Origin of the sequence: Hymenobacter metallicola (assembly GCF_004745645.1) — a bacterium.
Lineage (GTDB): Bacteria > Bacteroidota > Bacteroidia > Cytophagales > Hymenobacteraceae > Hymenobacter > Hymenobacter metallicola.
This window is the reverse complement of record NZ_SRMB01000005.1, coordinates 335084-358938: the sequence shown is the minus strand read 5'-3', so window position 1 is coordinate 358938 and position 23855 is coordinate 335084. Positions and strand designations below refer to the sequence as shown.

At 60.0% G+C, this 23855-nt stretch carries 18 protein-coding genes; 12 read left to right on the top strand and 6 right to left on the bottom strand.

Features of this window, described 5'->3' with window-relative positions:
• Positions 1-6: 6 nt before the first annotated feature.
• On the bottom strand, positions 7-759 hold the full coding sequence (locus tag E5K02_RS22230; protein WP_167856541.1) for a hypothetical protein: 753 nt from the start codon (positions 757-759) through the stop codon (positions 7-9).
• 100 nt (positions 760-859) lie between these two features.
• On the opposite strand from E5K02_RS22230, the gene serA reads away from it, so the two are divergent.
• Positions 860-2791 (top strand): phosphoglycerate dehydrogenase, encoded by a 1932-nt coding sequence (gene serA, locus E5K02_RS22225; protein ID WP_240737403.1) that lies wholly within the window; start codon positions 860-862, stop codon positions 2789-2791.
• A 105-nt stretch (positions 2792-2896) separates the two neighbouring features.
• Here serA and E5K02_RS22220 read toward each other — a convergent pair whose 3' ends face one another.
• The gene (locus E5K02_RS22220; RefSeq protein ID WP_135398095.1) at positions 2897-4618 is read right to left on the bottom strand and encodes an RICIN domain-containing protein; all 1722 of its coding nucleotides are present in this window, start codon (positions 4616-4618) and stop codon (positions 2897-2899) included.
• A gap of 383 nt (positions 4619-5001) precedes the next feature.
• Complete coding sequence (locus E5K02_RS22215) at positions 5002-6318, bottom strand: D-alanyl-D-alanine carboxypeptidase/D-alanyl-D-alanine-endopeptidase (RefSeq protein WP_167856540.1); 1317 nt, start codon at positions 6316-6318, stop codon at positions 5002-5004.
• Between the two features lie 324 nt (positions 6319-6642).
• Between E5K02_RS22215 and E5K02_RS22210 the strand changes: the two genes are divergently transcribed.
• The 3 genes from E5K02_RS22210 (at position 6643) to E5K02_RS22200 (ending at position 11376) form a co-directional block, all read left to right on the top strand.
• Positions 6643-8289, top strand: a complete 1647-nt coding sequence (locus E5K02_RS22210; RefSeq protein WP_135398091.1) for a CTP synthase — start codon at positions 6643-6645, stop codon at positions 8287-8289.
• Positions 8290-8694: 405 nt separating this feature from the next.
• Positions 8695-10557, top strand: coding sequence for a membrane protein insertase YidC (yidC, locus tag E5K02_RS22205; protein ID WP_135398089.1), 1863 nt, complete (start codon positions 8695-8697; stop codon positions 10555-10557).
• A 261-nt stretch (positions 10558-10818) separates the two neighbouring features.
• Complete coding sequence (locus tag E5K02_RS22200; RefSeq protein ID WP_135398088.1) at positions 10819-11376, top strand: DUF6438 domain-containing protein; 558 nt, start codon at positions 10819-10821, stop codon at positions 11374-11376.
• Between the two features lie 68 nt (positions 11377-11444).
• Here E5K02_RS22200 and E5K02_RS22195 read toward each other — a convergent pair whose 3' ends face one another.
• Positions 11445-13892, bottom strand: a complete 2448-nt coding sequence (locus E5K02_RS22195) for a TonB-dependent receptor (RefSeq protein WP_135398086.1) — start codon at positions 13890-13892, stop codon at positions 11445-11447.
• Between the two features lie 235 nt (positions 13893-14127).
• Positions 14128-15795, bottom strand: a complete 1668-nt coding sequence (locus E5K02_RS22190; protein ID WP_135398084.1) for an ABC transporter substrate-binding protein — start codon at positions 15793-15795, stop codon at positions 14128-14130.
• 153 nt (positions 15796-15948) lie between these two features.
• Between E5K02_RS22190 and E5K02_RS22185 the strand changes: the two genes are divergently transcribed.
• From E5K02_RS22185 to lepB, 6 genes are all read left to right on the top strand, one after another.
• The gene (locus E5K02_RS22185; RefSeq protein ID WP_135398082.1) at positions 15949-16629 is read left to right on the top strand and encodes a metal-dependent hydrolase; all 681 of its coding nucleotides are present in this window, start codon (positions 15949-15951) and stop codon (positions 16627-16629) included.
• 101 nt (positions 16630-16730) lie between these two features.
• The gene (locus E5K02_RS22180) at positions 16731-17537 is read left to right on the top strand and encodes a ParA family protein (RefSeq protein ID WP_135398080.1); all 807 of its coding nucleotides are present in this window, start codon (positions 16731-16733) and stop codon (positions 17535-17537) included.
• Positions 17538-17765: 228 nt separating this feature from the next.
• Positions 17766-18728 (top strand): ParB/RepB/Spo0J family partition protein, encoded by a 963-nt coding sequence (locus tag E5K02_RS22175; protein WP_135398078.1) that lies wholly within the window; start codon positions 17766-17768, stop codon positions 18726-18728.
• Positions 18729-18774: 46 nt separating this feature from the next.
• Entirely contained in the window at positions 18775-19404 is a 630-nt protein-coding gene (locus E5K02_RS22170; protein ID WP_135398076.1) for a DUF5683 domain-containing protein, read from the top strand.
• The gene (gene dapB / locus E5K02_RS22165) at positions 19401-20120 is read left to right on the top strand and encodes a 4-hydroxy-tetrahydrodipicolinate reductase (protein ID WP_135398074.1); all 720 of its coding nucleotides are present in this window, start codon (positions 19401-19403) and stop codon (positions 20118-20120) included. Before E5K02_RS22170 ends, dapB begins: the two co-directional genes overlap by 4 nt.
• Before the next feature lie 137 nt (positions 20121-20257).
• On the top strand, positions 20258-21454 hold the full coding sequence (gene lepB / locus E5K02_RS22160) for a signal peptidase I (RefSeq protein ID WP_135398072.1): 1197 nt from the start codon (positions 20258-20260) through the stop codon (positions 21452-21454).
• Positions 21455-21724: 270 nt separating this feature from the next.
• On the opposite strand, the gene E5K02_RS22155 is transcribed toward lepB, so the two are convergent.
• The gene (locus E5K02_RS22155) at positions 21725-22390 is read right to left on the bottom strand and encodes a uracil-DNA glycosylase (protein ID WP_135398071.1); all 666 of its coding nucleotides are present in this window, start codon (positions 22388-22390) and stop codon (positions 21725-21727) included.
• A gap of 108 nt (positions 22391-22498) precedes the next feature.
• Here E5K02_RS22155 and apaG point away from each other — a divergent pair, with 108 nt between their 5' ends.
• Positions 22499-22885 (top strand): Co2+/Mg2+ efflux protein ApaG, encoded by a 387-nt coding sequence (apaG, locus tag E5K02_RS22150; protein WP_135398069.1) that lies wholly within the window; start codon positions 22499-22501, stop codon positions 22883-22885.
• A 148-nt stretch (positions 22886-23033) separates the two neighbouring features.
• The gene (locus tag E5K02_RS22145) at positions 23034-23804 is read left to right on the top strand and encodes an O-methyltransferase (protein ID WP_240737402.1); all 771 of its coding nucleotides are present in this window, start codon (positions 23034-23036) and stop codon (positions 23802-23804) included.
• The last annotated feature ends 51 nt before the right edge of the window (positions 23805-23855 follow it).

Sequence of the window (23855 nt, the reverse complement as noted above, 5' to 3'; positions counted from 1 at the left end):
CGCTGGCTAGGAGCGCGTGAGCCGGTAGGCAATGCCCGTGCGGAAAACCTGGGAATACAGCTTGTCGTTGCTGCTGATGTAGTCCTGCCGGTACTTGCTCAACCCCAGCGAATATCCGACCGAAAAGCCCAGCCGCTGGTAATAGGCCGTCAGATTGACGCGGGCCCGCACATCCACCTTCCGCTGACTGCGGTCCAGGTCGGTGGTGTACACCTCCCGGCCCGCCGACTCTACCGTGGCCTCGGCCGATTCGTGGCTGCGCTGCAACCAGCCGATTTCCGGCCCCGTCGTCAGGTCATAGTCGAGCTTACCCCGCGTGAAACGGTGCCCCAGGAAAGCATGCAGGTTGATGAAGCTGTTGGCCAGCGTGGCATGGCCGTTGGCTGAGGCCCCGGCGTCGGACTTGTCAAAAATCACCGAAACGGGTGTCCGGCTCCGTAGCACCTCGTAGCCGGCCTGCACCCCAAAAACCAGGTTAGCCGCCGAAATACGCTGCACCTGCCCGGCGGCCCCGTACGCCAGTCCCAGCTTGCGCCCAAAGGGGTTAACCGCGAAGGGCTCCGTGATGCGCGGATTCATATAACCAAATTCAAAATCCCGTTGATTGGCGGGAATCACAAGGACCGTTTCATTGGGGGCCGAGGGGCCGCGAAACGCGGAAAAGCCCGACGTCAGGTGCAGGGAATACTCGGTGGCTTGTCCGTAGCTGAGCCCGGCCGGTAGTAAAGCGAGAAATAGCAGGGTAATTCTTTTCATCATAAAGGGGATTAAAATGGCTAGACTAGCAGAAGAGCCCCGCGGCCCCGAAAAGGTTGCCAGCCCCTTCCCCAATCGACTAAGAAGACTTTTACACTTTCAAATGAGTTTTGTCCCCGATATTACCGCCGCTATGGCCCAAATAACCGCAACGCTGCCCTACCTGATTATTGACTTCGACAGCACGTTTACTCAGGTGGAGGGCCTGGATGAGCTAGCCGATATTGCCCTGCACGGCCACCCCGACCGGGAAAAGGTAGTCGGCCAAATCCGGGCCCTGACCGACCGCGGCATGAGTGGCAGCCTGAGCTTTTCGGAGTCCTTGAAGCAGCGGCTGGCCCTGCTGCCGGCCCGGCGCGAGCACCTGCCTCTGCTCGTGGAGCAGCTCAAGGGCAAGGTATCGGAGAGTATCGTGCGCAACCGCGGCTTTTTTGAGCGGTTTCCCGGGCGGGTCTACATCGTCAGCAGCGGCTTTCGGGAATTCATCGAGCCCGTCGTGGCCGACTTCGGCATCAGCGCCGACCACGTGCTGGCCAACACCTTCACCTTCGACGAGACGGGCCGCATCACCGGCTTTGACCCCGAAAACGTGCTGAGCCGCGACGGGGGCAAGATTCTGCAGCTGCGCGAGCTGGAGCTGGAAGGCGACGTGTACGTGCTCGGCGACGGTTACACCGACTACCAGATCCGGGAAGCCGGCTTGGCCAACCGCTTTTACGCCTTCACCGAAAACGTCAGCCGCGAAGCCGTGGTGGCCCGCGCCGACGAAGTTCTCCCCTCTTTCGACGAGTTTCTCTATCAGAACAAGCTGCCCATGACCCTGAGTTACCCCAAAAACCGCATTAAGGTATTGCTGCTCGAAAACCCCGACGTGCGGGCCGCCGAGCTATTCCGCGCCGAAGGTTACCAAGTCGACTCCGTGCCCGGCGGCCTCGACGAAGAAGAGCTCATGGAGCGCATCGAGGGCGTAAGCATCCTCGGAATCCGAAGCAAAACCCAGGTCACGCAGCGGGTGCTCGACAAAGCCAACCGCCTCATTGCCATCGGCGCCTTCTGCATCGGCACCAACCAAATTGATTTAACTGAGGCCATGAAGCGGGGTGTGGCCGTGTTCAACGCCCCTTTCTCCAACACCCGCTCGGTGGTAGAGCTGGCCCTGGGCGAAATCATCGTGCTGGCCCGCCGTATTCCGGAGAAAAACCCCAAGATGCACCAGGGCGAATGGGATAAGTCGGCCCGGGGCTCGTTTGAAATCCGGGGCAAAAAGCTCGGCATCGTGGGCTACGGCAACATTGGCTCCCAGCTGTCGGTAGTGGCCGAGGCCGTGGGCATGCAGGTGCTGTATTACGACGTGGCCGAAAAGCTGCAATTGGGCAACGCCGTGCGCTGCCGTACGCTGCAGGAGCTGCTCCAGCAAGCCGACATCGTGACCCTGCACGTGGACGGCCGCAAGGACAACACCAACCTCATCGGCGCCGCCGAACTAGCCCTGATGAAGCCCGGCGCCATCCTGCTCAACAACGCCCGCGGCCACGTCGTGGATGTACCGGCCCTGGCCGCCGCCCTACGCAGCGGCCACCTCGGCGGCGCCGCCGTCGATGTGTTTCCCTACGAGCCCAAAACCAACGACGAAGGCTTCGAGAGTGAGCTGCGGGGTTTGCCCAACGTACTGCTTACGCCCCACATCGGCGGCAGCACGGCCGAGGCCCAACGCAACATTGCCGAGTTCGTGCCCGAGCGAATTATGCAGTACATCAACACCGGCAACACCCAGCAGAGCGTCAATTTCCCCAACATTCAGCTCCCGCTGCAGCAGGCGCACCGCCTGATCCACATTCACGCTAACGTGCCCGGCGTACTGGCCCAGATCAACAACGTGCTGGCCGCCCACCACGTCAACATCCTGGGGCAGTACCTGAAAACCAACGAGCACATCGGCTATGTGATTACCGACATCAACCAGGAATACGACCAGGAAGTCATTCAGGCCCTGCGCGAAGTAGAGCACACCATTAAGTTTCGGGTGCTGTACTAACCTAGCTTCCGCTTTTAAAAGCGGTTCACTGACAGTAATCAAAAACAACAACGGTCGGCTCCACATGGGGCCGACCGTTGTTGCTTGATGAAGTCTATTTCGGTACTAGTTGCCGCTGGGCGTGGGCACCGAGGGCTTGGGGCTGCGCAGCTGCAGCTGCTCCCGCGTCGTGACGGTGCCGACGGTCATGCGCAGGTTGTAGTCGCCGGCGGGCAGGCCGGTGAAGTCCAGGGTCTGGTGGTGCGGCCCGGAAGGCTGGCGGCGGTAATCCGACACGCGCACGGGAGCTCCACTCTGGTTGTAGAGTACCCAGCCCATCGGAATTTCTTCCGGTAGCTCGTAGCGCAGCTGCACTACGCCATTGCTGGGGTTGGGGTAAATGCTCATTTTGTGGGCCCCCACGCCCGGCTTGCTGCCGGCCATGGCGGTCAGGGCCGGCTCTTCCCCTTTGATGGGCTCCAGCTTCCACATCTGGTTTTCGCGGCCATTGTCGCGCCACTGGTGTATGGCTCCTTCCGTGGCCACATTGGCCGAGTCCTTGGCCGTCAGGGCCTTGTTGCTATGCTTGGCGACCAGCTTGTAATAACCCTGGGGACCAGCCGGCTCAATGCGCCAGGCTTGGTTGTTGCCGCTGTAGTAAGGCCACAAATCCAGGTCGGCGCCGTTAGAAGTCGAGCTGCCCAGTACTTCCAGTACCCGGTTGTTGCCGGGTACCATCAGGCGGTAATAGCCCCCGCCCAGGCTTTCGATACGCCACTGCGGAGCGGTGTTGCGGGTAGTAGGGGCAGCAACCCCGCCGGCGCCAATTGCGGCCGGCTGGTAGGCCTGGCTGTTGGGCCGGTACGGGTCAACTACCTCCAGCGGCTTCCCGGTGGTGCGCGAGGTCAGCACGTATACGCCGGGGTCTAGGGGTTTCATGGGCTCTTCCTGACGGGCTTTTTCGGCCTTGGCCAGAGCATCGGCGGCGGCTTTGGCCGCCTGCTTATCGGCTTTGGCCTTGGCCTCGGCGGCCAGCTTATCGGTTTTGGCCTGCGCTTCGGCGGCCTTAGCGGCGGCTTTCGCGGCTAAGGCCGCTTCTTCTTCCGCCGTTGGGGTCTTCACGGCCGGCTTGGCAGGCGCGGCGGCCACCGGTGCCTTGGCTGGCCGGGGCTTGGGTTCCACTTTAGCGGCGGCTTTTACCGGTGCCGGCTTGGGAGCTACCGCGGCTTTGGCTACCGCGGGCGGGGTGCTTCCGGGCGGGTCGGGGGTAGTAGGCGAGCCAAGCGGGTACAGGCTGGTGGAGGGTATTAGCTGCGGGCTCTGGCCGGGAGGGGCCCACATCAGTTGAAACATGGCGTCGCCTTCACCCTCGGCAAACTCCACCTTGATAGTGGTTTTTTCGCCGGCGGCCAGGCCTACCCCTGCGCTACCCTGGGCGCCGAGTTTCCCCCCGTCAAACGTGTCGATGATCTTCTTACCATTTACCCACAGGCGTACTGCGTCATTGGTTTTGGCCACGAAGCGGTAGCTGCCCGTAGCCGCTGCCGCTACCAAGCCTTCCCAGCGCGCCGAGAAGTTGTCGTTGGGCAGGCCGGGGCCGGGGGAGCCTTGGCCCCAGTTAAAGTCAAGGGCCGGATCGACGCGGCGTAGGACAGTGGCCCCAGCTAGCGAGCCGCTGGCAAAATAGCTGCCCGTCAGGCCGGTGCCGGCATTCTGAACCGGCGGCAGGGTCGGGCGAAGTACGCGCGGGTCGCCAGCAACAAGGGCGGTAGCGTTGGCGGGCGGCGCCAGGGTGGTCGTACCGGCACTAAGGCCAGCTACCAACGAGCAGAGGATCAAGCAACGCACAGCGAAAACTTTTAGGTGATACCAGATATTAAACCGCTAGATCTTGACAAAGACCCATTGGTGGTAAGTAAATGCAGGCATGAATTTACCGATTATAGGTCAGCCATACCAGCACAACCATAATACACGTTGATAATCAGGCTCTTATTATACACCCTCCTACAATCAGCCGGCGCTGCAGTCATCTTCACTAGTGCTCTATCAACACCAAGTTGCACTGATCCAACACGACTTTTTTGCTGATTTACAGGGGCAAGCAACCACTTTCTGAGTGTTCTGCCACCTTTCTGCTCTACCCCAACCCACGGGCTGGGTGTGCTCCACCGTCAGGATTTCAGCCTTACTCGCGGGGCGGCCAGCGCTACCCTGCAGGCAGCAGCGTTCTACAGCCGGTTGCGCACTTGCAACAGGATGCGCTCCATTTCCTTACGCACCGCGCTGGTTTCGACTACATGGTTGTTATTGGTGAAGCTGACGGCCAGCAGGCGGCCCGTGCGCGTGCGCAGGTAGCCACAGAGGTTGTGGGTGTTGGTCAGGGTGCCGGTTTTGCCCCAAAACCAGGTGCCGCGGGCATCATGGTATACGCGCCGCAGAGTGCCGTGCCCGCCGCCCGCCGCCAGCAGACTTAGCAAACGCGGCTCGGGCACTTCCTGATGAAGCTTCACCAGCAGGGCCGTCAGGGAGCGGGGCGTGGCCAGGTTCAGGCGCGACAGGCCCGAGCCGTCGACCCAGCGCGGGGCGTCGGGCAGGTCCTGCAGCCACTGCTGGCGCACGGCACGAATGGCGCGGTCGGTGTTGAGGGAGTCAGGGCTGAGGCGGCTGGCACACATCAGCAATAGTTGCTCGGCCAGAAAATTGTCGCTCACCTGCAGCATGCGCCGGTAAAGCGAATCGACGGGCAAGCCACTGAGCGTACGGGCGCTGTCGGCCACCCGCGGGCGCCAGGGCAACACCCGTACCTCGCGCCGCAAGGTATCCTGCAGGAGCTTGGTCAAAACCTCGGTACTCGTGCGGAAGGGCGTTTCGTCGACCCAGCTGCGGGTAAAGGGCAGCACGTAAAACCGGTTTTCGAGCAAGGGCCGCCGCACGTGGTCGGCGCTGACCATGCCCGCGGGTGCCGGCTCCACCAAGGGCGCGAAAATGCGGGGGGCTATCCACAGTGCCTGCCCCGGGGTGGCTCGGAAGCGCACGGTGTGCCCATACAGCGGAAAAGGCCCGCGCTCCGGCGAGAAATAGTAGTTGTAATCGTCCCAGCTCCAGCCCGGGCCGAAAGCGTCGACGCAGGGAATCGGCGTGTAAAACAGCTTTTCGGGCCGGCCCTGCAAAAAGTCGAAGGCCCGGCGCGAGGGCACGTCGCCGTGGAGCAGGGTCGGGTCGCCGGTGCCCCAGAACAGCAGCGAATCATGGCGCACCACGTAGCGCAGGCTGGGTAGCGAGTCGCCGAGCAGGTGCAGGCCGGCGTAGAGACTGAACAGCTTCATGGTGCTGGCCGGGGTGAAATACTGCTCGGAATTCAACTCATATAGCGGCTCGCCCGAAACCGCGTCGCGGAGACTGAGGCCCACCTGGTGCTGGCGGAGCACGGAGGAGCTGCTTAGCAGGCTATTGAGCCAGCGCGGGCCCTTGCCCCGGTGCAGAGCGGTTTCGGCCACGTTGTCGGCGGCGGCTTTATTCTGAGCCGGGGCGGACGAGGACAACAAGTAGAAAAATAAAAAAGAAAAGGGCAGCAGCAGGCGGTACATCAGAAGCAGGATTGAGCCCCACAATATGCACAAGCGCCTACAACTTCCGACCCAGCCAGCCAGAAGTTGTAGCCATTAAGACTTAGCGCCAAGTAGTTGAAGCACAGACGTAATCGAAAAGCTCGTTTTTAGGCGCCAGCCGGCTGGTAGCAGGCCGGGGCCAAGGAGGTGTTTTTTCGGTGGCGGACCCAGACTTTTTCCGGCTGCCGAGCCAACTATTCTGCGCAACATTCGGGTTTTGGCCGCGGCCCTCCGACTATTTCCCTACATTTGGGCCCTGTTATGCCAGACAGAGCCCCCGCTTCCCCGAATACCGCCAAGTACATCTTTGTTACCGGCGGCGTGACCTCCTCGCTTGGAAAAGGCATCATTGCCGCCTCCCTCGCCAAACTGCTGCAAGCCCGCGGTTTTAGAGTCACCATCCAGAAGTTCGACCCCTACATCAACATCGACCCGGGCACGCTGAACCCCTACGAGCACGGCGAATGCTACGTGACCGACGACGGGGCCGAAACCGACCTGGACCTGGGCCACTACGAGCGGTTTCTGAACGTGCCGACCTCGCAGGCCAACAACGTGACGACCGGCCGCATCTACGACCACGTCATCCGGCAGGAGCGCGAAGGAGCCTACTTGGGCAAAACCGTGCAGGTAGTACCCCACATTACCGACGAAATCAAGCGCCGCATGCTTATGCTGGGCGAAAAGGGCGAGTTTGACATCGTCATCACCGAAATCGGCGGTTGCATCGGCGACATTGAGAGCCTGCCTTTCGTGGAGGCCGTGCGCCAGCTGCGCTGGGAGCTGCCCCCCAACGACTCGGTGGTTATTCACCTCACGCTGCTGCCCTACCTGGCGGCGGCCGGGGAGCTCAAAACCAAGCCCACCCAGCACTCGGTGCGCGACCTGCGCGAGGCTGGTCTGCAGCCCGACATCCTGGTGTGCCGCTCCGAGCACCCGATTCCGATGGAGATGCGCAAGAAGATTGCGCTGTTCTGCAACGTGAAAATCAACTCGGTCATCGAGGCCCTCGACGCCGACAGCATCTATTCCGTGCCCCTGCTCATGCTCAAGGAGCACCTCGACGAGCGGGTTATTAAAAAAATGAAGCTGACGGGCGGCAGCGCCCAGCCCGACCTGGAAATCTGGAAGGACTTTCTGGGCCGCCTCAAGAACCCGACCGAGGAAATCACCATTGCCTTGGTGGGTAAATACGTGGAGCTGCCCGACGCCTACAAGTCCATCAACGAGGCCTTCGTGCACGCCGGCGCCCAAAACGAGTGTAAAGTCACAGTGCGCAGCATTCAGTCCGACCACGTGACGGCCGAAAACATCGGGCAGCTACTGCACGGCGTGGACGGGGTGCTGGTAGCGCCCGGCTTCGGCGAGCGGGGCTTCGAGGGCAAGGTAGCAGCCATTAAATACGTGCGCGAAAACCGGATTCCGTTCTTCGGTATCTGCCTGGGCATGCAGTGCGCCGTGGTCGAGTTTGCCCGCAACGTGCTGCAGCTGGAAGGCGCTTCCTCGACCGAAATGGACCCCAACTCGCCCTTCCCCGTCATTGCCATGATGGAAGAGCAGAAAACCATTACCCAAAAAGGCGGCACCATGCGCCTGGGTGCCTACACCTGCGAGTTGCGCAAGGGCTCGAAAGCGGCTAAGGCGTACGGCCGCAACCACATCAGTGAGCGGCACCGCCACCGCTACGAGTTCAATAACCAGTACCTGCAGGCCTTCGAGGAAGCTGGCATGGTACCCTCGGGCCTGAACCCCGACACCGGCCTGGTGGAAGTCATCGAAATTCCAACTCACCCGTGGTTTGTGGCCGGGCAGTTTCACCCCGAGCTGAAAAGCACCGTGCAGAATCCTCACCCGCTGTTTGTGCGCTTCGTGAAGGCCGCCATCCAGCACCATAAGAACGAGTTCTAGGCTACCCGTCGGTCCTTGCGAGCAGCGCGAAGCAATCCGTCCTCTGCGCCGGTAGTCCTGTTTTTTACCCGGAAAGCCCTTTACCACTCAGCGTGGCAAAGGGCTTTTTCGTGGGCGCGTTGCACGCTTAGGGCCATTGCTATGTTGTTCAGGCAGCGGGCTTTAGTGGCGAAAAGATGGGCCTGTCTGCGCAGCAGATGAAGAGCTTTGCACGGCTGCCAATGACAGGCTATACCGCGGGAGAACCAGTCTTCTGCCAAATACGCCGGTTCGTGAATATTCTTCTGCCATTCCCGACCTTTGCTCTAGCTCGCCGGATTTTTGAGACGAGCCACGCTTTCCCCGTACCTTTGCATTTCGCGCCGCCCGGCGCCCCTTCCTTTTCCCCGTCAGTACCTTCCTTCGATGGACAAAAACCAAGCAACCGGCCTGTTTATAATCTCGGCCTTGCTCCTCGTCTACCTGTTCTTCTTTTCGCCCAAGCCGCCGAAAGAACAACCCGCCGCCCAGCCCACTACAGCCGCCAGCAAAACCGGCTCGCCCGCCGCAGCTGCCCCGCTCGACTCGGCCACGGCAGCCCGTACGCTCGGCGCCTTTGCCGCCGCCGGCCAGGGCACGGCCCAGCAGGTGCAGCTCCAGAATGCCAACCTGACCGTGACTTTCTCCACGAAAGGCGGCCGGGTGGAAGCCGTGCGCCTGAATAAATACAAGACCTTCTCGGGCAAGCCCCTCGACCTGCTCGACGCCCAGAGCGCCCAGCTCGACACCCGCTTCCGCACCACCGACGGCCGCACCATCAAGCTCTCGGACCTCTATTTCCAGCCCGGCGCAGCCCAGACCGTAACGGTTGGGGAGCGGAAAGGCCAGCGGCTAACCTTCACGGCTGCCGTGGCCGGGGGCAGCATCGAGCAGGAATACACCTTGTTTGAGGACTCCTACGAAGTGGGCTACGCCCTGCGCATGCCCGGCGTGGCCAACACGCTGGCCGCCGAGCCGCTGACCTTCAGCTTCCTGGACCACGTGCGCCAGACCGAGCAGGATGCCCAGCAAAACCGCAACCACTCGACCATCAACCACTACCTGGCCTCCGACGACCACGGCGCCCTGACTGAGGCATCCGAGAATCCCGAGGAAATTAAGATTACGGAGCCGCTGAAGTGGGCGGCCCACAAGCACGACTTCTTTATTGCCGGCATCATTGCCGACAATCAGTTCAGCACTGGCCAGTTCAACTCCAAGGTCGATCTGCAGGACTCGACCTACCTCAAGACGATGAGCTCTACGCTGGCCATTCCCGTGGCCGACGTGCAGGCTAACAAGGCGCAGTTCCGCTATTATTTCGGTCCCAACTCCCTGCCGATTCTGGAAAACGTGGCGCCCGGCTTTGAGCGCAACGTCTACCTGGGCTGGGGCATCTTCCGCTGGGTAAACCGGGGCGTAATTCTGCCCGTGTTTCACTTCCTGGAGCAATTTATCGGCTCCTACGGCATCATCATCGCCCTGCTCGTGCTCATTATCAAGCTCGTAACCTGGCCCCTGACCTACAAAACCTACGTGTCGCAGGCCCGCATGAAGGTGCTCAAGCCTGAAATCGATGCGCTCAAGGAAAAGTACGGCGACGACCAGACCAAGATTCAGAGTGAGACCATGAAGCTCTACTCCACCTTCGGAGTAAGCCCCCTGGCCGGCTGCGTGCCCACGCTGCTCACCATCCCGATTCTGCTGGCCATGTTCCAGTTTTTCCCCAACGCCATTGAGCTGCGCCAGGAGCAGTTCCTCTGGGCCAAGGATTTGAGCAGCTACGACGTATTTATTAAGCTGCCCTTCTACATCAAGTGGTACGGCGACCATGTCAGCCTCTTCACTCTGCTGATGACGGCCTCCACCCTGCTCATGACCTGGCAGAGCAACCAGGTCAACACCCAGATGCAGGGCCAGATGAAGGTGATTGGCTACGTGATGCCGGTTATCTACATGTTCGTGCTCAACAGCTTTGCCGCCGGCCTGACCTGGTACTACTTCGTCTCGAACATGGTCACCTTCGGCCAGCAGTTCATTACCCGCAGCTTCGTGGACGAAACCAAGCTGCGTGCCCAGCTCGAAGCCAACAAGGTGAAGAACAAGGACAAGAAGCCTTCCGGCTTCCAGGCCCGCCTGGCCGAGGCCATGAAAGCCGCCCAGGAGCGCGAAGCCCAGGCCAAGCAAGGCGGCTCGGAACCCCGGGAGCCCAAAGGCGACAAGCCCCGCAAGCCTACCCGTCGCTCGTAGTTTATTTTGAGCTTCGCTCCCGCGCCAAACGCCTTTCTACCGCCCGGTGGAAAGGCGTTTGGCATAATAGCCCTGCTGGTGTCTGCACCCTGCTTTTCATCAAAGTCAGCTACTTCACTCCTGCGAACAGTATACCACTAGTCAGAACGGAGCATTCCGCTGAAGCACAAACCGGAGCAAGCCGTCCCGACGTATGCTACTTGCTACCTGGCTCGTTTTTTGGATCTTATAAAAAGATCTTTCCTCTTACACCCCGCCCCTATGCGTGTCCCTGCCCTTCTGCTGTTCGTGGCCCTGCTGTGGGCTGATCGTATTTCGGCCCAAAACATTGCTGCCGATCGTACCAAGTCCAAAATTGTATCGCGCGAGCCCACCAAAATCAAGTTGGTAACCAAGAAGCCGGCGGCTAACGCAGCGGCTAAGAAAGTGGATTCGGCGCCGCTTATCGTCTTCAAACGCACACCTTGCTTTGGCACCTGCCCGCACTACGAAGCCACGATTTATGCCGATGGCCGGGTGTCGTACACGGGCTACGGCTACGTGCAGCGCACCGGCACCCACGAGCTAAAACTGCCCCAGCGCGTGGTGAGCACCATTCTGGACGACGCCCGCCGCCTCAATTTCTCCACCTACGAGGACCGTTATTCCCAGGGTTCCACCGACTTACCAACCACCGTGCTCAGCATTCGTCAGCCCAACGGTCAGGTCAAAACCGTACAGGCGGAGGAAGGCACCCCCGCCGAGCTAGAGGCCCTGCTTCAGTACATCAGCACCGAAATCGAGAAAGTGTCGGGCGGCACCTCCACCACCGACCGGTAAGAGCAGGCAGCGCGTGGTGTAGCCGGTCTGCTTAGGTTTGGCGAGGCCCTTATTACTTCCAGGGGTAACTAAAACTCGACGATAAACCCGATAGTAGGTGTCACGAGGGCGCTGGCGTTGTCGATGAGGATGGGTAGGGCGTTGGAGCCGTCGGGACGCAGGGGCTGGCCGTCGGTGGTTTCAAATGCCGAGTTGTCGGGGGTGCGCTGGAAGCTGTAGCTGGGCGCGGCCGGCGCCTTGGCCAGCAGCACGTTTTGCACATCGACGTAGAAATCCAGGGTCAGGCGGCGGAAGTTGTACTTCTTGTCCAGGCGAAAATCGAGCTGCTGAAACGAGCCCAGACGCTGGGTATTGAGCTGGCTGTAGTCCAGAATCCCGGTACCAATGGTGAAATAGCTCTGGCGGGAGGCCTCCAGGTCGAAGGGCGTGTAGGGCGAGCCGGCCGCAAAGCGGTACTTCAGCCCCAGCTCCCAGTTACGCCCCAGCTTGCGCCCCAGCAGCCCCGACACCAAGTGGCGCGAGTCCCAGGCCGAGGGCTTGTAGCGCCCGTCGCGTCCGCTAAACTCACTCCGAAACACCGTGTACGACACTACGGCGAAGGTTTTGCGGGTCAGCTTCTGCTGGAAGAAAAACTCGGCCCCGTAGGTGCGCCCCCGGCCGGTACTGGTTACGGCCTCGTTGCCCAGGGCCGCAAAGTCGCCGCCCTGGTTGGCCAGGGATATTCCGTCGCGCACACTTACCGGGTAGTTGCTGTACTTCTTGTAGAAGCCTTCCAGCGTAAGGCGGGTATTGGGGCGGGGCAGCAGCTCCAGGCCGGCTACGTAGTGGTCGGAGCGGATGTAGCGGTTAGGGCGGTTGACGAACGTGCCATTCTCATCCCGGAAACCGAGAATCGTTGACGGCGGTATCTTGTAGTAGCGCCCCACCGAAGCCGTTAGATTCAGCTTGTCCGTTAGCCCATACGCCGCCGATACCCGCGGCGAAAGGGTCCGCAGCAAGTTGGCGCCGTCGTCGGTAAAGGTGTTGCCGTCGGCCCGGATACCCGCCGACACCGTGAGCCGCCCCGCGGGCAGCAGGGTGCGCGTGGCCTGGGCAAAGGCTCCGAAGCGGGCAAAGTCCAGGTCGGAAGCAAACCGCACGGTCACGTCGGGCGCCACTACCTGGCCCTGCTCATCGCGCACTTCCCGGCGCAGGCGGCGCTGAAAGCGGTTGTCGTAGTGAATTAGCTGGCCACTGGCCCCGTAGGCATACTGCCAGCGCCCCACCGTCTGGTTGATGTCGAGGCGAAGCTTATTTTCCGTTTCACCCGAGCGGGTGAGCAGCACGCGGTTGGCTTCGTCATTGCCCACGCCACCCTCGAACAAATCGAGCTTGTTTTCGAGCTGAGTCCGACTCAGGGCCACGTTCAGGTATCCTTTAGGTAACAAGTGGCGCAAGGCCAGGCCGGTGGTGTAGTTCCACTGGTCGTAGGTAGGGGTGGAGCGGAGAATGTATTCTTTATCGGGCGACGATTTGCGGGGCACGCCCACCTCGAAATGGTCGAGGGCGCCCAGACCCAGGGCCGTGAGCGTGGTTTTGTCCGACAGCTTGGTGGTGATTTTGAACTGTGAATCCCAGTAATCGGGCCGGATGGGCAAGTCGATGGCCTTGAACAGCAGCTGCAGGTACGAGCGGCGCAACGACACCAGAAAGGTCGTATTCTTCGCCACCGGGCCTTCCAGCGTACCGGCCACTTCGGTGGCGGAGGTGCGCAGGTTGCCCTGAATTCGCTCGGGGTTGCCCTCGCGCTGTCGAAACTGCAGCACGCTGCTCAGGGCGTTGTCGTAGCGGGCTTCGAAAGCCGAGCTGCTCAGCGTCACGTCCTCAATAAACGACACGTTCAGGATGCCGGCCGGGCCGCCGGTACTGCCCTGCGTAGCAAAGTGGTTGATGACGGGCACCTCAATGCCGTCGAGGTAGTACACGTTTTCGTTGGGCGCCCCACCCCGGATGATGATGTCGTTGCGGAAGCCAGCTGTGCCCCCGGTGCCGCCCCCACCCACGCCGGGCAGGCTCTGCACTACTTTGGAAATATCGAAGTTGCCCCCCGGAAAGGTCTTGATTTCCTCAGTGTTGAGGCGCTGCACACTCAGCGGGGTTTCGGCCGTGGCTACCCGAATGGCGCGGTTGGCCGTCACGGTTACTTCCCCTAGTTGCTTGGCTCCGGCTCCCAGCTCCAGGTTGATGATGTTGGCATTGCCGCTGGTTACGCTTACGTTGGCCCGCAGCAGCGGTTCGTAGCCTACGAAGGAAGCCCGCAGATTATAGGAGCCCGTGGGCACGGCCGAGAGCTTGTAGCGCCCCTGCTCATCGGTGGCGGTGCCCAGCTCGGTTCCTTCCAGCACCACCGTTACGCCGGGCAGGGCTTCCTGAGTGGCCCGGTCACGCACCGTCCCGCTAATCTGGCCTACGGTCTGGGCGTGGAGGGGAAAGGCAAGGCCAAGCAGCAGAAAAAGCAGCCAGTAGCGGTGGGGCATGGAGAATAGAGCTAGGTGAATATATCAACAACCGTTAGCCTTCGGTTGGGTTCAGCCGCTGGCTACATTCTTCCTCCACTACGACTTAGCTCGACCTTGATACAACTGCCGAAAGGTGTAGAGACGCGTATTCGCGTCTCAATCGTTGCAGCCGTTGCAACAAAAATCGTCCAACGCCGGAGACGCGAATACGCGTCTCTACACACAGGCAACCTGAAAGCATTGCTCCTGCCTTCTACTCCTTGCGCACCCGCTCCAGCACCAGCTGGTTCATGGGGTTGGGCGTCAGGCCCCGGATATTGTTCTGGGTCAGGCGCACCACCTGGTCGTAGTAGAGCGGAATAACCGGCGAGGCTCCCACCACGAGGCGGTCCATCTGCTGGTAGAGGGCGTAGCGTTTGGCCACGTCCTGTTCCCGGATGGCCTGTTCGTAGAGCCGGTCGTACTCGGCGCTTTTATAATGGGTTTTGTTGGGCCCGGCCGGGGCGAAGTTCTTGCTGTAAAACAAGGCAAGATAATTTTCCGCGTCGGGGTAGTCGCCCAGCCAGCTTTTGGTGAAGAATGCCGCCCGGCCGTTGTCCACCATTTCCTGCTGGGCCGCCGACTGGTTGACCTCAATGCTGACCTGCACGCCCACCTCGGCCCACTTCTTCTGCAAATACTCGCACACTTCCTTGCGCTCGGCCACGGTGCCTAGGCGCAGCTGCAGGGGCTTGTCAGGTCCGAAGCCCGCTGCCAGCAACAATTCCCGGGCCTTTTGGGGCTGGTAAGTGTAGCCCGGTACCTGCTGCTCACTGTACGACGGCAACGACGAGGGCACAAAGCCCGAGTGGCCCGGCACGCCCACGTTGTTGAGGAAGTAGGCAATCAGCTCGGGCTTGTTCAGGGCGTAGCTCAGAGCCTGCCGCACCCGCACGTCGCGCAGGGCCGGGTTGGCCGCATCCCCGCGCAGGTTGGTGGGGTCGAGCTGAAAGCCCAGGTACTCCGTATTCAGGTACGGCGCTTTCTGCAACCGGAACTTGCCCTGGAAGTCTTCCCGCACGGTGCCGTCGGGGTGCATAATCAGGTCCCGCGAGCCGGCCCGGATGCCCGAGAGGAAGTCGAGCTTGCCCTGCATAAAAGTCAGGAACTCGGTTTTGCGGTCCTGAATAAAGCTGATTTGCACCGCGTCCATATAGGGTAGCGGCCGGCCCTGCTCGTCCTTTTTCCAGTAGGAGGGGTTGCGGTGGTAGATAATGGCGTTGCCCTCGTCCCACTCCTTGAACCGGAACGGCCCGGTGCCCACCGGGTGTTCCCGGAAGTCCTTGCCGTACTTCGTCACGGCCTCGCGCGGCACCACGTAAGCGTAGGGCATGGCCAGAATGCCCAGGAAGGGAATAAACGGCTCCTGCAAGTGAATGCGCAGCGTGGAGTCGTTGGCGGCCACGAAGCAGGTGTCCGAGGGCTCCCCAGCCCCGTTTTCCAGCACCTTGCCGCGGAAGATCCAGCCGCCCGGGCTGGCCGTCGTAGCATCGAGCAGGCGGCGGAAGCTGTACACGAAATCCTGGGCTACTACCACGCGGCCCTTCTCCCCGGCAAACACCTCGGCATCGTGAAACCGGACGCCCGGCCGCAGGTGAAAGGTATAGTGCTTGCCGTCGGCCGAAATATCGTAGCGCCGGGCCAGGGCAGGCACCGGCTGCAGGGTAGAGTCCAGCTCGACCAGACCGTTGTAGAGCTGGGTTACGGCCCAGATGTTGGCTTGCTTGTTGGAAAAAGCCGGGTCCAGCGACGTCAGTGCCTCGGGCTGGTTGTAGCGGAAAACCCGCCGCGCGTCGGTGGTTTGACCCGGGCTGCCGCAGCTGGCTAACGCCGTGAGCAAAGGGACAACATAACCGGCAAAACGACGTGCAGACGACAGCATGAGAACGGGGGAATCACTTATATTTGTGCAAAACTAAGCGTATAGCTACTAGCTTTTGGCTAATAGTTGTTGTCTTTCCGTCGAGGGTTGTTTTTTTACGGCTGCATTTCCTCCGCGCCGCTTATCCTACAACTTCCGGCAAACTGCTCTTCTATGAACCTGACGTACTACGGCCACGCAAGCTTTCTGCTCGAAACTGGTGGCAGCAAAATTCTCTTCGACCCCTTCATCCGGCCCAACCCTTTGGCCAAGGACATCGACGTAGCTGCTATTAAGGCCGACTATATCTTCCTCAGTCACGGCCACGGCGACCATGTGGCCGATACCGTGGAAATTGCTCAGAACACCGGGGCCGAGCTGCTGGGCATGGTCGAGCTGCTGGCCTGGTTTGCGGAGAAAGGCCTCAAAGCCACCTACCAGATGAACCTGGGCGGTACCGTAAAGCTGCCCTTCGGCACCGTCAAACTGGTGGCTGCGGCCCACAGTTCCTCCTTGCCCGACGGCTCCTACGCCGGGTTGGCTGCGGGCTTCATCATCGAGTCGGAAGGCAAGACCCTGTACTTCGCCGGCGACACGGCCCTGACTTACGACATGAAGCTCATCGGCGAGCGGTATAAGCTCGATGCGGCTCTGCTGCCCATCGGCGACCATTTCACCATGGGCATCGACGATGCGCTGGTAGCCGCCGACTGGTCCGGCACGAGCAAAATCATCGGCATGCACTTCGACACCTTCCCCCCCATTGCCATCGACCACGCCAGCGCCAAAGCCAAGGCCGAAGCCGCCGGCAAGGAGTTGGTGCTGTTGCAGGTCGGGGAAACAATTACGCTGTAAGGAGCTGCGGCCGCGCAAGTGCGGCCAGCTTTTTACCTTTGGACATTAACTATCGACAAGCTAACGGCTATCTTTAACATAGCTCACAGCTTCTACAACTCATGGGAAAAATCATTGCGGTAGCCAATCAGAAGGGCGGCGTTGGCAAAACCACCTCGGCCATCAACCTGGCGGCCAGTCTGGCAGCGCTGGAGTACCGGACGCTCCTGGTGGATGCCGATCCGCAGGCCAATGCCACTTCCGGCGTGGGCTTCGACCCGAAGGACATCGAGAACAGCATCTACGAGTGCATGGTGGATGGCATCAACGCCCAGGATATCATCCTCAACACCAATATTCTGCCCCACCTCGACCTGATGCCCTCCCATATCGACCTGGTAGGGGCCGAGGTCGAGATGATTAACCTGCCCAACCGGGAAGAGAAGATGAAGGACGCCCTGCGCCCCCTCATCGACCAGTACGATTTTATCATCATCGACTGCTCCCCGTCCCTGGGCCTCATTACGGTGAATGCCCTGACGGCCGCCCACTCGGTGATTGTGCCCGTGCAGTGCGAATATTTCGCCCTCGAAGGCCTGGGCAAGCTGCTCAACACCATCAAGATCATTCAGAGCCGCCTGAACACAGAGCTCGAAATTGAGGGCATCCTGCTCACGATGTACGACGTGCGCCTGCGCCTCTCCAACCAAGTGGTGGAAGAAGTAAAGCTGCACTTCCAGCAGCTCGTGTTCGACACCATCATCCCGCGCAACGTGAAGCTGTCGGAGTCGCCTTCGTTCGGCATCCCGGTTATCCTGCACGACGCCGAAAGCAAGGGCAGCATCAGCTACCTCAACCTGGCCCGCGAAATCGTGGAAAAGAACGTGGAGGCCGGCACCCCCGAAGCAACCAGCGACGAGGCGGCGTAGAAGAACCCCCATTCAAGTTAATGCAAACGGCCAGCGACTTTTGCTGGCCGTTTGCATTTGGCCTAAGCACCTGACTCACATCGGCCTATTCCTTAGCTCAAGCCAACCAGCGCGTAATGTTCCACGATTATTTCCGATCCGTGGAACATTTTTCCCGCTGCTTCCCGGTCGTTTGTGTATTTTTGGATCCTGCTTTCCCCTGGTATTGGGTGGAAACTGAATGTCGGTATGTCAGAGAAGAACGAAGAGAAAAACGCTCCGGCGGCTCCCGCAGCGGCCAAACGCAAAATCGGTGGCCTGGGCCGCGGCCTGAATGCCCTGATTGAAGGAAGCTACGAGAAGAAGAGTGAGCGGGTGGGCCTAGTGCCTCATCCCATGAACTCCGTGGGCTTTATTCCGGTCGGGCAAATCGAGGCCAACCCCTACCAGCCCCGCACCCACTTCGACCAGGAGGCGCTGCAGGAGCTGGCGGAGAGCATCAAGATTCAGGGCATCATTCAGCCCGTAACGGTGCGCCAGACCGGTACCAACGCCTACCAGCTGATTTCGGGCGAGCGGCGTCTGCAGGCTTCCAAACTGGCCGGCCTAGACGCCATTCCGGCCTACATTCGCAAGGCCGACGACCAGCAGATGCTGGAAATGGCCCTGATTGAGAACATTCAGCGCGAAAACCTCAATGCTATTGAAATTGCCCTCAGCTACCAGCGCCTGGTGAGCGAGTGCAATCTTAAGCAGGAAGAGCTGGGCGACCGGGTAGGCAAAAACCGCTCGACCGTTACCAACTACCTGCGCCTGCTCAAGCTGCCCCCCGATATTCAGATCGGCCTGCGCGATACGGTAATTTCCATGGGCCACGCCCGCGCCCTGATCAACATCGACGATGCCGAGCAGCAGCTGGCCTTGTTCCACCGCATCGTAGCCGAGGAATTATCGGTGCGCAAAGTAGAGCAGCTGGTGCGGACCGGCTTGGCGGCGCCGAAGAAGGCGGATGCGCCCTCGGCTCAAACCGTGCAAGACACCCAGGTGCACATTCCGGTGGCCGAGCTGCGCCGCACGGAGCGGTTCCTCTCGGACCGGTTTGGCAGCAAGGTGTTGGTAAAATCGAACCCCCAGGGCAATGGTGAAATCAAAATTGCGTTCGACTCGGTAGAAGACATGCAGCGTATTCTGCACATTCTCCAGCCAGCCTAACCTCTTTTTGATGATCGGGACTCCGCGCCGTCTCCTTGTTTTTGCTTTGCCGGTCGCATTGCTGCCCGCTTTCCCAGCCTGGGCCCAGGTGGTCACGGCCGGGCCCGACTCGGCTGCGGTTAGCACCCCGGCCCTGACCAAGGAAGCCCGGCGCACCGAGAAGCTGTTTGGCATGGCGATGACCCGGCCCAAGAAAGCGGGGTTGTTGTCGGCCATGCTGCCCGGCGCGGGTCAGATTTACAATCGTAAATACTGGAAACTGCCGCTGGTATACGGGGCCTTGGGCGGTACGCTGGCCGGCGAGTTTTTCTACCAGAGCCGCTACCGCGAGTACGTCGACGGCTATACCGTGCTGACTACCCGGCCCCGGGCCGCCAATTACCGCGAACAGCTGGGCCCTAATGTGGCCAGGGCCCGCGACAGCAGCTACGTGCGTCAGGGCATCATTTTCTACCGGCAGAAGCGGGACGTATTTATTGCCTACTCGGCCCTGGCCTATACCATGATTATTCTGGATGCCGTCGTAGATGCCCACCTCAAAGACTTTGATATCAGCGACGATCTGAGCCTGCAATGGCAGCCCACGCTGCTCTGGATGCCCACGGCGGCCCTCACGCCCGGCCTCTCCTTTACACTTACCTTGAACAATACGCGCTCCAGGCGCCCCACTGAATGAAGCTGCTCCTGATTGGTTACGGCAAAATGGGCCGGGCCATCGAAGCCCAAGCGGTAGCCCGCGGCCACCAGATTGCCGGTATCGTTGATCCAACTCATCCCGAAGTTCAGATTACCGACTTCGATTCTACCACCGTGGATGCGGCCATTGAATTCACCCACCCCGATGCGGCGTTTGGCAACGTAATGGCCTGCTTGCAGCAGGGCATTCCGGTGGTCTGTGGCTCAACGGGCTGGCTGCACCATTTTGCCGAGGCTCAGGCGTTGTGCCAGCAGAAAGGCGGCGCCCTGTTTTATGCCTCCAACTACAGCGTGGGCGTAAACCTGTTCTTCCACTTCAACGAGTACATAGCCGCCAAAATGCACCAGTTCGGGGGCTACGACGTACTGGTACGCGAAATTCACCATACCCAGAAAGTCGACCAGCCCAGCGGCACGGCCCTGACGGCGGCGGAAGGCATCCTGCGTAATTTTCCAGAAAAGACCACCTGGCGCAACGAGCCCACCCAGAACCCGAACGAGCTGGCAATTCTCTCGGAGCGCGTCGGGCAAGTGGTGGGCACTCACATTGTAACCTACCAGTCCGGCGTCGACCAGATTGAGCTCAAGCACGAGGCCCACTCCCGCGACGGGTTTGTGTTGGGCGCGTTGTTGGCGGCCGAATGGCTGCCCGGCCACCAGGGTACATTTGGAATGAAAGATTTGCTAGGATTGTAATACCCTCGGCCTGACTGCCAGCGGCTTTGCCGCCGGCACTGGACCCGGGATATATAAGTCCCGCGTAATTATTCAGATATTACAGCGTTCCACTGCAGCCTGACCGGGTTGCTCTTTCGCTTTCATTTAGCCGACTTATGGCCGTTCAATCCTGGGAGGAGCGCCTTGCCGCTGCCAACGCTACTGCACAAAAGAACCCCGATGCCCCGACTAAAAAGCCCAAAGGCTTTTTTCGGGAATGGGGAGATGCCATTTTGTTTGCCGTAGTTGCCGCCACGCTAATCCGCTGGGCCACGTTTGAGGCCTACACTATCCCAACTCCGTCCATGGAGCACTCCTTGCTGGTAGGCGACTACCTGTTTGTGAGCAAGCTGCACTACGGACCCCGCACTCCGCAGACGCCGCTACAGGTACCGCTGACGCACCAGACGCTCTGGGGTACCAGCCTGAAAAGCTACTCGGACGCTATTCAGCTACCCTCCTACCGGCTGCCGGGCTTCTCGGAAGTGCAGCGCAACGACGTGGTCGTGTTCAACGTGCCTTTCGAAAACCAGCACCCTGCCGATTTGCGCACCAACTACATCAAGCGCTGCGTAGCCGTGGCCGGCGACGTGCTGGAAATAAAGGACATGCAGGTGTACGTGAATGGCAAGCCGGCCGTAAATCCGGCCCAAAGCCAGAACCGCTACTTCCTGCAGGTAAATGAGCCCGTACGCGACAAAGTATTCCAGGAGCAGGGCATTTCCGACTTCAACAGCCCCAACGGGGTACCCCAGGCCCAGATGACCCAGATGGGTCCGGCCTACGTGGTCGATGCGACGCCCAAAACGGCGGAGTACTTCAAGCAGCAGTCTTTTATTAAAGGAGTGGTACTGGATAAAGCCCCCGCAGGCCAGGGCGAAGCAGAGGTTTTTCCTAACAATCCGGATTATCCCCAGAGCACTCCTACGCTGACCGGCCCGTCTAAAAACTGGAACAAGGATAACTACGGCCCTTTGCAGCTACCCAAGGAAGGCCAGACCGTGCAGCTGACGCCGGAAAACACGCCTATTTACCAGAAAATCATCATGCGCTACGAGCATAATGAGGGCGTAAGCATGCAGAATGGGGTATTGACCCAGAACGGCAAGCCGCTGACGAGCTATACCTTCAAGCAGAACTACTACTTCATGATGGGCGACAACCGCCACGACTCACTCGACTCGCGCTACTGGGGCTTTGTTCCCGAAGACCATATCGTGGGCAAAGCGGTGCTAATCTGGATGTCGGTAGACCCCTACGCCGACTTCTTCCACAAAATCCGCTGGAGCCGTTTGTTCAATTTCATCCACTAGGGAAGTTGCTTACTGCTCAACTTAAAAGGCCCGCCGGTTAGCTCCGGCGGGCCTTTTAAGTTATCTGCTTCGTGCTTACCGCTCACCGTATCCTGTTGAAAAGCCAGCCCACGATAAGTACGAGTACATATAAACCAAATGAGCTGATGAACACAGCCAGCACTCCGAAGTCCTAGTAGTGATTGTGCTGGTAGGCGTAATGCGTGCGAATAGTTAGTATTACCGTCGCCAGTGCCCAGAGCAGCGTGGAGCGGATTTTCATGGACAATATCACCACTCAATTGGCGGCAGGCCGTGCTGCTGCAAATAAGCGTTGGTTTGGCTGAAAGGCCGGGAGCCGAAAAAGCCCCGGTCGGCAGCATAGGGCGACGGATGCGCCGAGCGAATGACCAAGTGCTTTTTCTCGTCAATGACCTCCCCCTTCTTCTGCGCGTAGGCGCCCCAGAGGATGAACACGACGTGCTCCTTTTCTTCGGAAATGCGCTGAATTACGGCGTCGGTGAACTGTTCCCAACCTTTCTTCTGGTGGGAGCCCGGCTCTTTGGCTCGCACCGTCAGTGTGGCATTTAACAGTAGTACGCCCTGGTTGGCCCAGCGGTCCAGGTTGCCGTTGGGCGGCGGCGTGGCCGTAGGAATATCATCCTGCAGCTCCTTAAAGATGTTTTGCAGAGACGGGGGCGTCCGAACCCCATCGGCTACGGAGAAGGACAATCCGTTGGCTTGTCCTTTGCCATGGTACGGGTCCTGGCCCAGGATAACGACCTTCACCTGCTCGAACGGACAGGCATCGAAAGCATGAAAAATGGCGGGCCCGGGCGGGTACACCGTGGTTGTGGCATATTCGCCGCGGACAAACGTAATGAGATGCTGAAAATATGGTTTTTCAAACTCGGCGGCGAGTACCTTGCGCCAGCTTTCTTCTATCTTTACGGACATAAGGGAAAGATTTTTTTGCGGGTTGGCCGGCCTTCAGGGGTCGCCGCTGCGTAGATAAACCAATTTCCGGACACTGTTGTTAGTCCTTCACAGAACCGCACAGGAGCCATGAATACGACGACTACGCAGGGCGTTACCGTTAGCGTTACGACCAATTATTTGCCTGACTACTCCAGTCCAGCTCAGGAACACTACGTGTTTGCCTACAAGATTGATATTCTTAATGGCAGCGAATACACGGTAAAGCTCCTGCGCCGTCATTGGTACATCTACGATGCCAACGGCGTGGTGCGCGAAGTAGAAGGCGAGGGAGTAGTAGGCCAGCAGCCCGTGCTGGAACCCGGCGACTCGCACCAGTACGTTTCGGGTTGTAACCTGAAGTCGGGACTGGGCAAGATGCGTGGCTCTTACCAGATGGAGCGCCTCGTGGATGGGCGCGAGTTCAGCGTCGAAATTCCCGAATTCACGTTGGTAGTCCCCTACCGCCTAAACTAATTTTGCCGGGCTTCCCAGCCCGGGTCCGGCTCGCCGAGGGACGCGCAGCAGTCCTGAGCCCTCCTATTCTGCTCCTACGTTCTGCTTCTTGTTTTTCCAGGCTTTTAGTTACCTCCGCTTTTTATTCCGCTCGGGGAATGCACATGGGTTGCATTCCCCGTTCGTTTTTGGACTCTACGCCCACGTTATCAACCACGACGGGCTATTTGCCGCTTACGAACCCATTGAGGCGCGGCGGCAGGAGTTGCTGCGGGACGACACGGTCATTACGGTGCGCGACTTTGGGGCCGGCTCCCACACCGGCGCCGGCCGGCAGCGCAGCATCCGCAGCATTGCCCACGCCGCGGCCAAGCCCCGGCAGTTTGGCCAGCTGCTGTTCCGTTTGGTTAATCATTTCCAGCCCCGCACCATTCTGGAGCTGGGCACTTCCCTGGGCCTGACGACGGCCTATCTGGCCGCTGCTGACTCCCGGGCCCGCGTTGTTACCTTCGAAGGCTGCCCGGCTACGGCGGCCGTGGCTCAACAGACGTTTCAGACGCTGCAGCTCCAGAACATTCAACTTGTTGAAGGCAACCTGGACGAGACTCTGGCTCCAACTCTAGCCACTTTGCCCGGCCCGCTGGACTTTGCATTCTTCGATGGTAACCACCGCTACGAGCCCACGGTGCGGTATTTCGAGCAGTGCCTGCCCTACCGCACCAACCACAGCGTATTTGTGCTGGATGATATCCATTGGTCGGCGGAGATGGAACGGGCGTGGGCAACCGTTAAAGCCCATCCGGAGGTGCGCCTGACGGTGGATCTGTTCTTTATCGGCTTGGTGTTTTTTCGCCAGAACCAGCCCAAGCAGCACTTCGCGCTCCGCTTCGACAATGCAGTAGACAACCTGCTGAACCGGGTCAAGCAGCTGGCGCCCTAAGGCTTAGCGGTGAGCGGTTTTGGCTTTTTCTACAGAAACCAGAACCACTCA

Coding starts and splice junctions, on each gene's coding strand:
- E5K02_RS22230 (WP_167856541.1), bottom strand. CDS start 759: ATGATGAAAAGAATTACCCTGCTATTTCTCGCTTTACTACCGGCCGGG.
- serA (WP_240737403.1), top strand. CDS start 860: ATGAGTTTTGTCCCCGATATTACCGCCGCTATGGCCCAAATAACCGCA.
- E5K02_RS22210 (WP_135398091.1), top strand. CDS start 6,643: ATGCCAGACAGAGCCCCCGCTTCCCCGAATACCGCCAAGTACATCTTT.
- yidC (WP_135398089.1), top strand. CDS start 8,695: ATGGACAAAAACCAAGCAACCGGCCTGTTTATAATCTCGGCCTTGCTC.
- E5K02_RS22200 (WP_135398088.1), top strand. CDS start 10,819: ATGCGTGTCCCTGCCCTTCTGCTGTTCGTGGCCCTGCTGTGGGCTGAT.
- E5K02_RS22195 (WP_135398086.1), bottom strand. CDS start 13,892: ATGCCCCACCGCTACTGGCTGCTTTTTCTGCTGCTTGGCCTTGCCTTT.
- E5K02_RS22190 (WP_135398084.1), bottom strand. CDS start 15,795: ATGCTGTCGTCTGCACGTCGTTTTGCCGGTTATGTTGTCCCTTTGCTC.
- E5K02_RS22185 (WP_135398082.1), top strand. CDS start 15,949: ATGAACCTGACGTACTACGGCCACGCAAGCTTTCTGCTCGAAACTGGT.
- E5K02_RS22180 (WP_135398080.1), top strand. CDS start 16,731: ATGGGAAAAATCATTGCGGTAGCCAATCAGAAGGGCGGCGTTGGCAAA.
- E5K02_RS22175 (WP_135398078.1), top strand. CDS start 17,766: ATGTCAGAGAAGAACGAAGAGAAAAACGCTCCGGCGGCTCCCGCAGCG.
- dapB (WP_135398074.1), top strand. CDS start 19,401: ATGAAGCTGCTCCTGATTGGTTACGGCAAAATGGGCCGGGCCATCGAA.
- lepB (WP_135398072.1), top strand. CDS start 20,258: ATGGCCGTTCAATCCTGGGAGGAGCGCCTTGCCGCTGCCAACGCTACT.
- E5K02_RS22155 (WP_135398071.1), bottom strand. CDS start 22,390: ATGTCCGTAAAGATAGAAGAAAGCTGGCGCAAGGTACTCGCCGCCGAG.
- apaG (WP_135398069.1), top strand. CDS start 22,499: ATGAATACGACGACTACGCAGGGCGTTACCGTTAGCGTTACGACCAAT.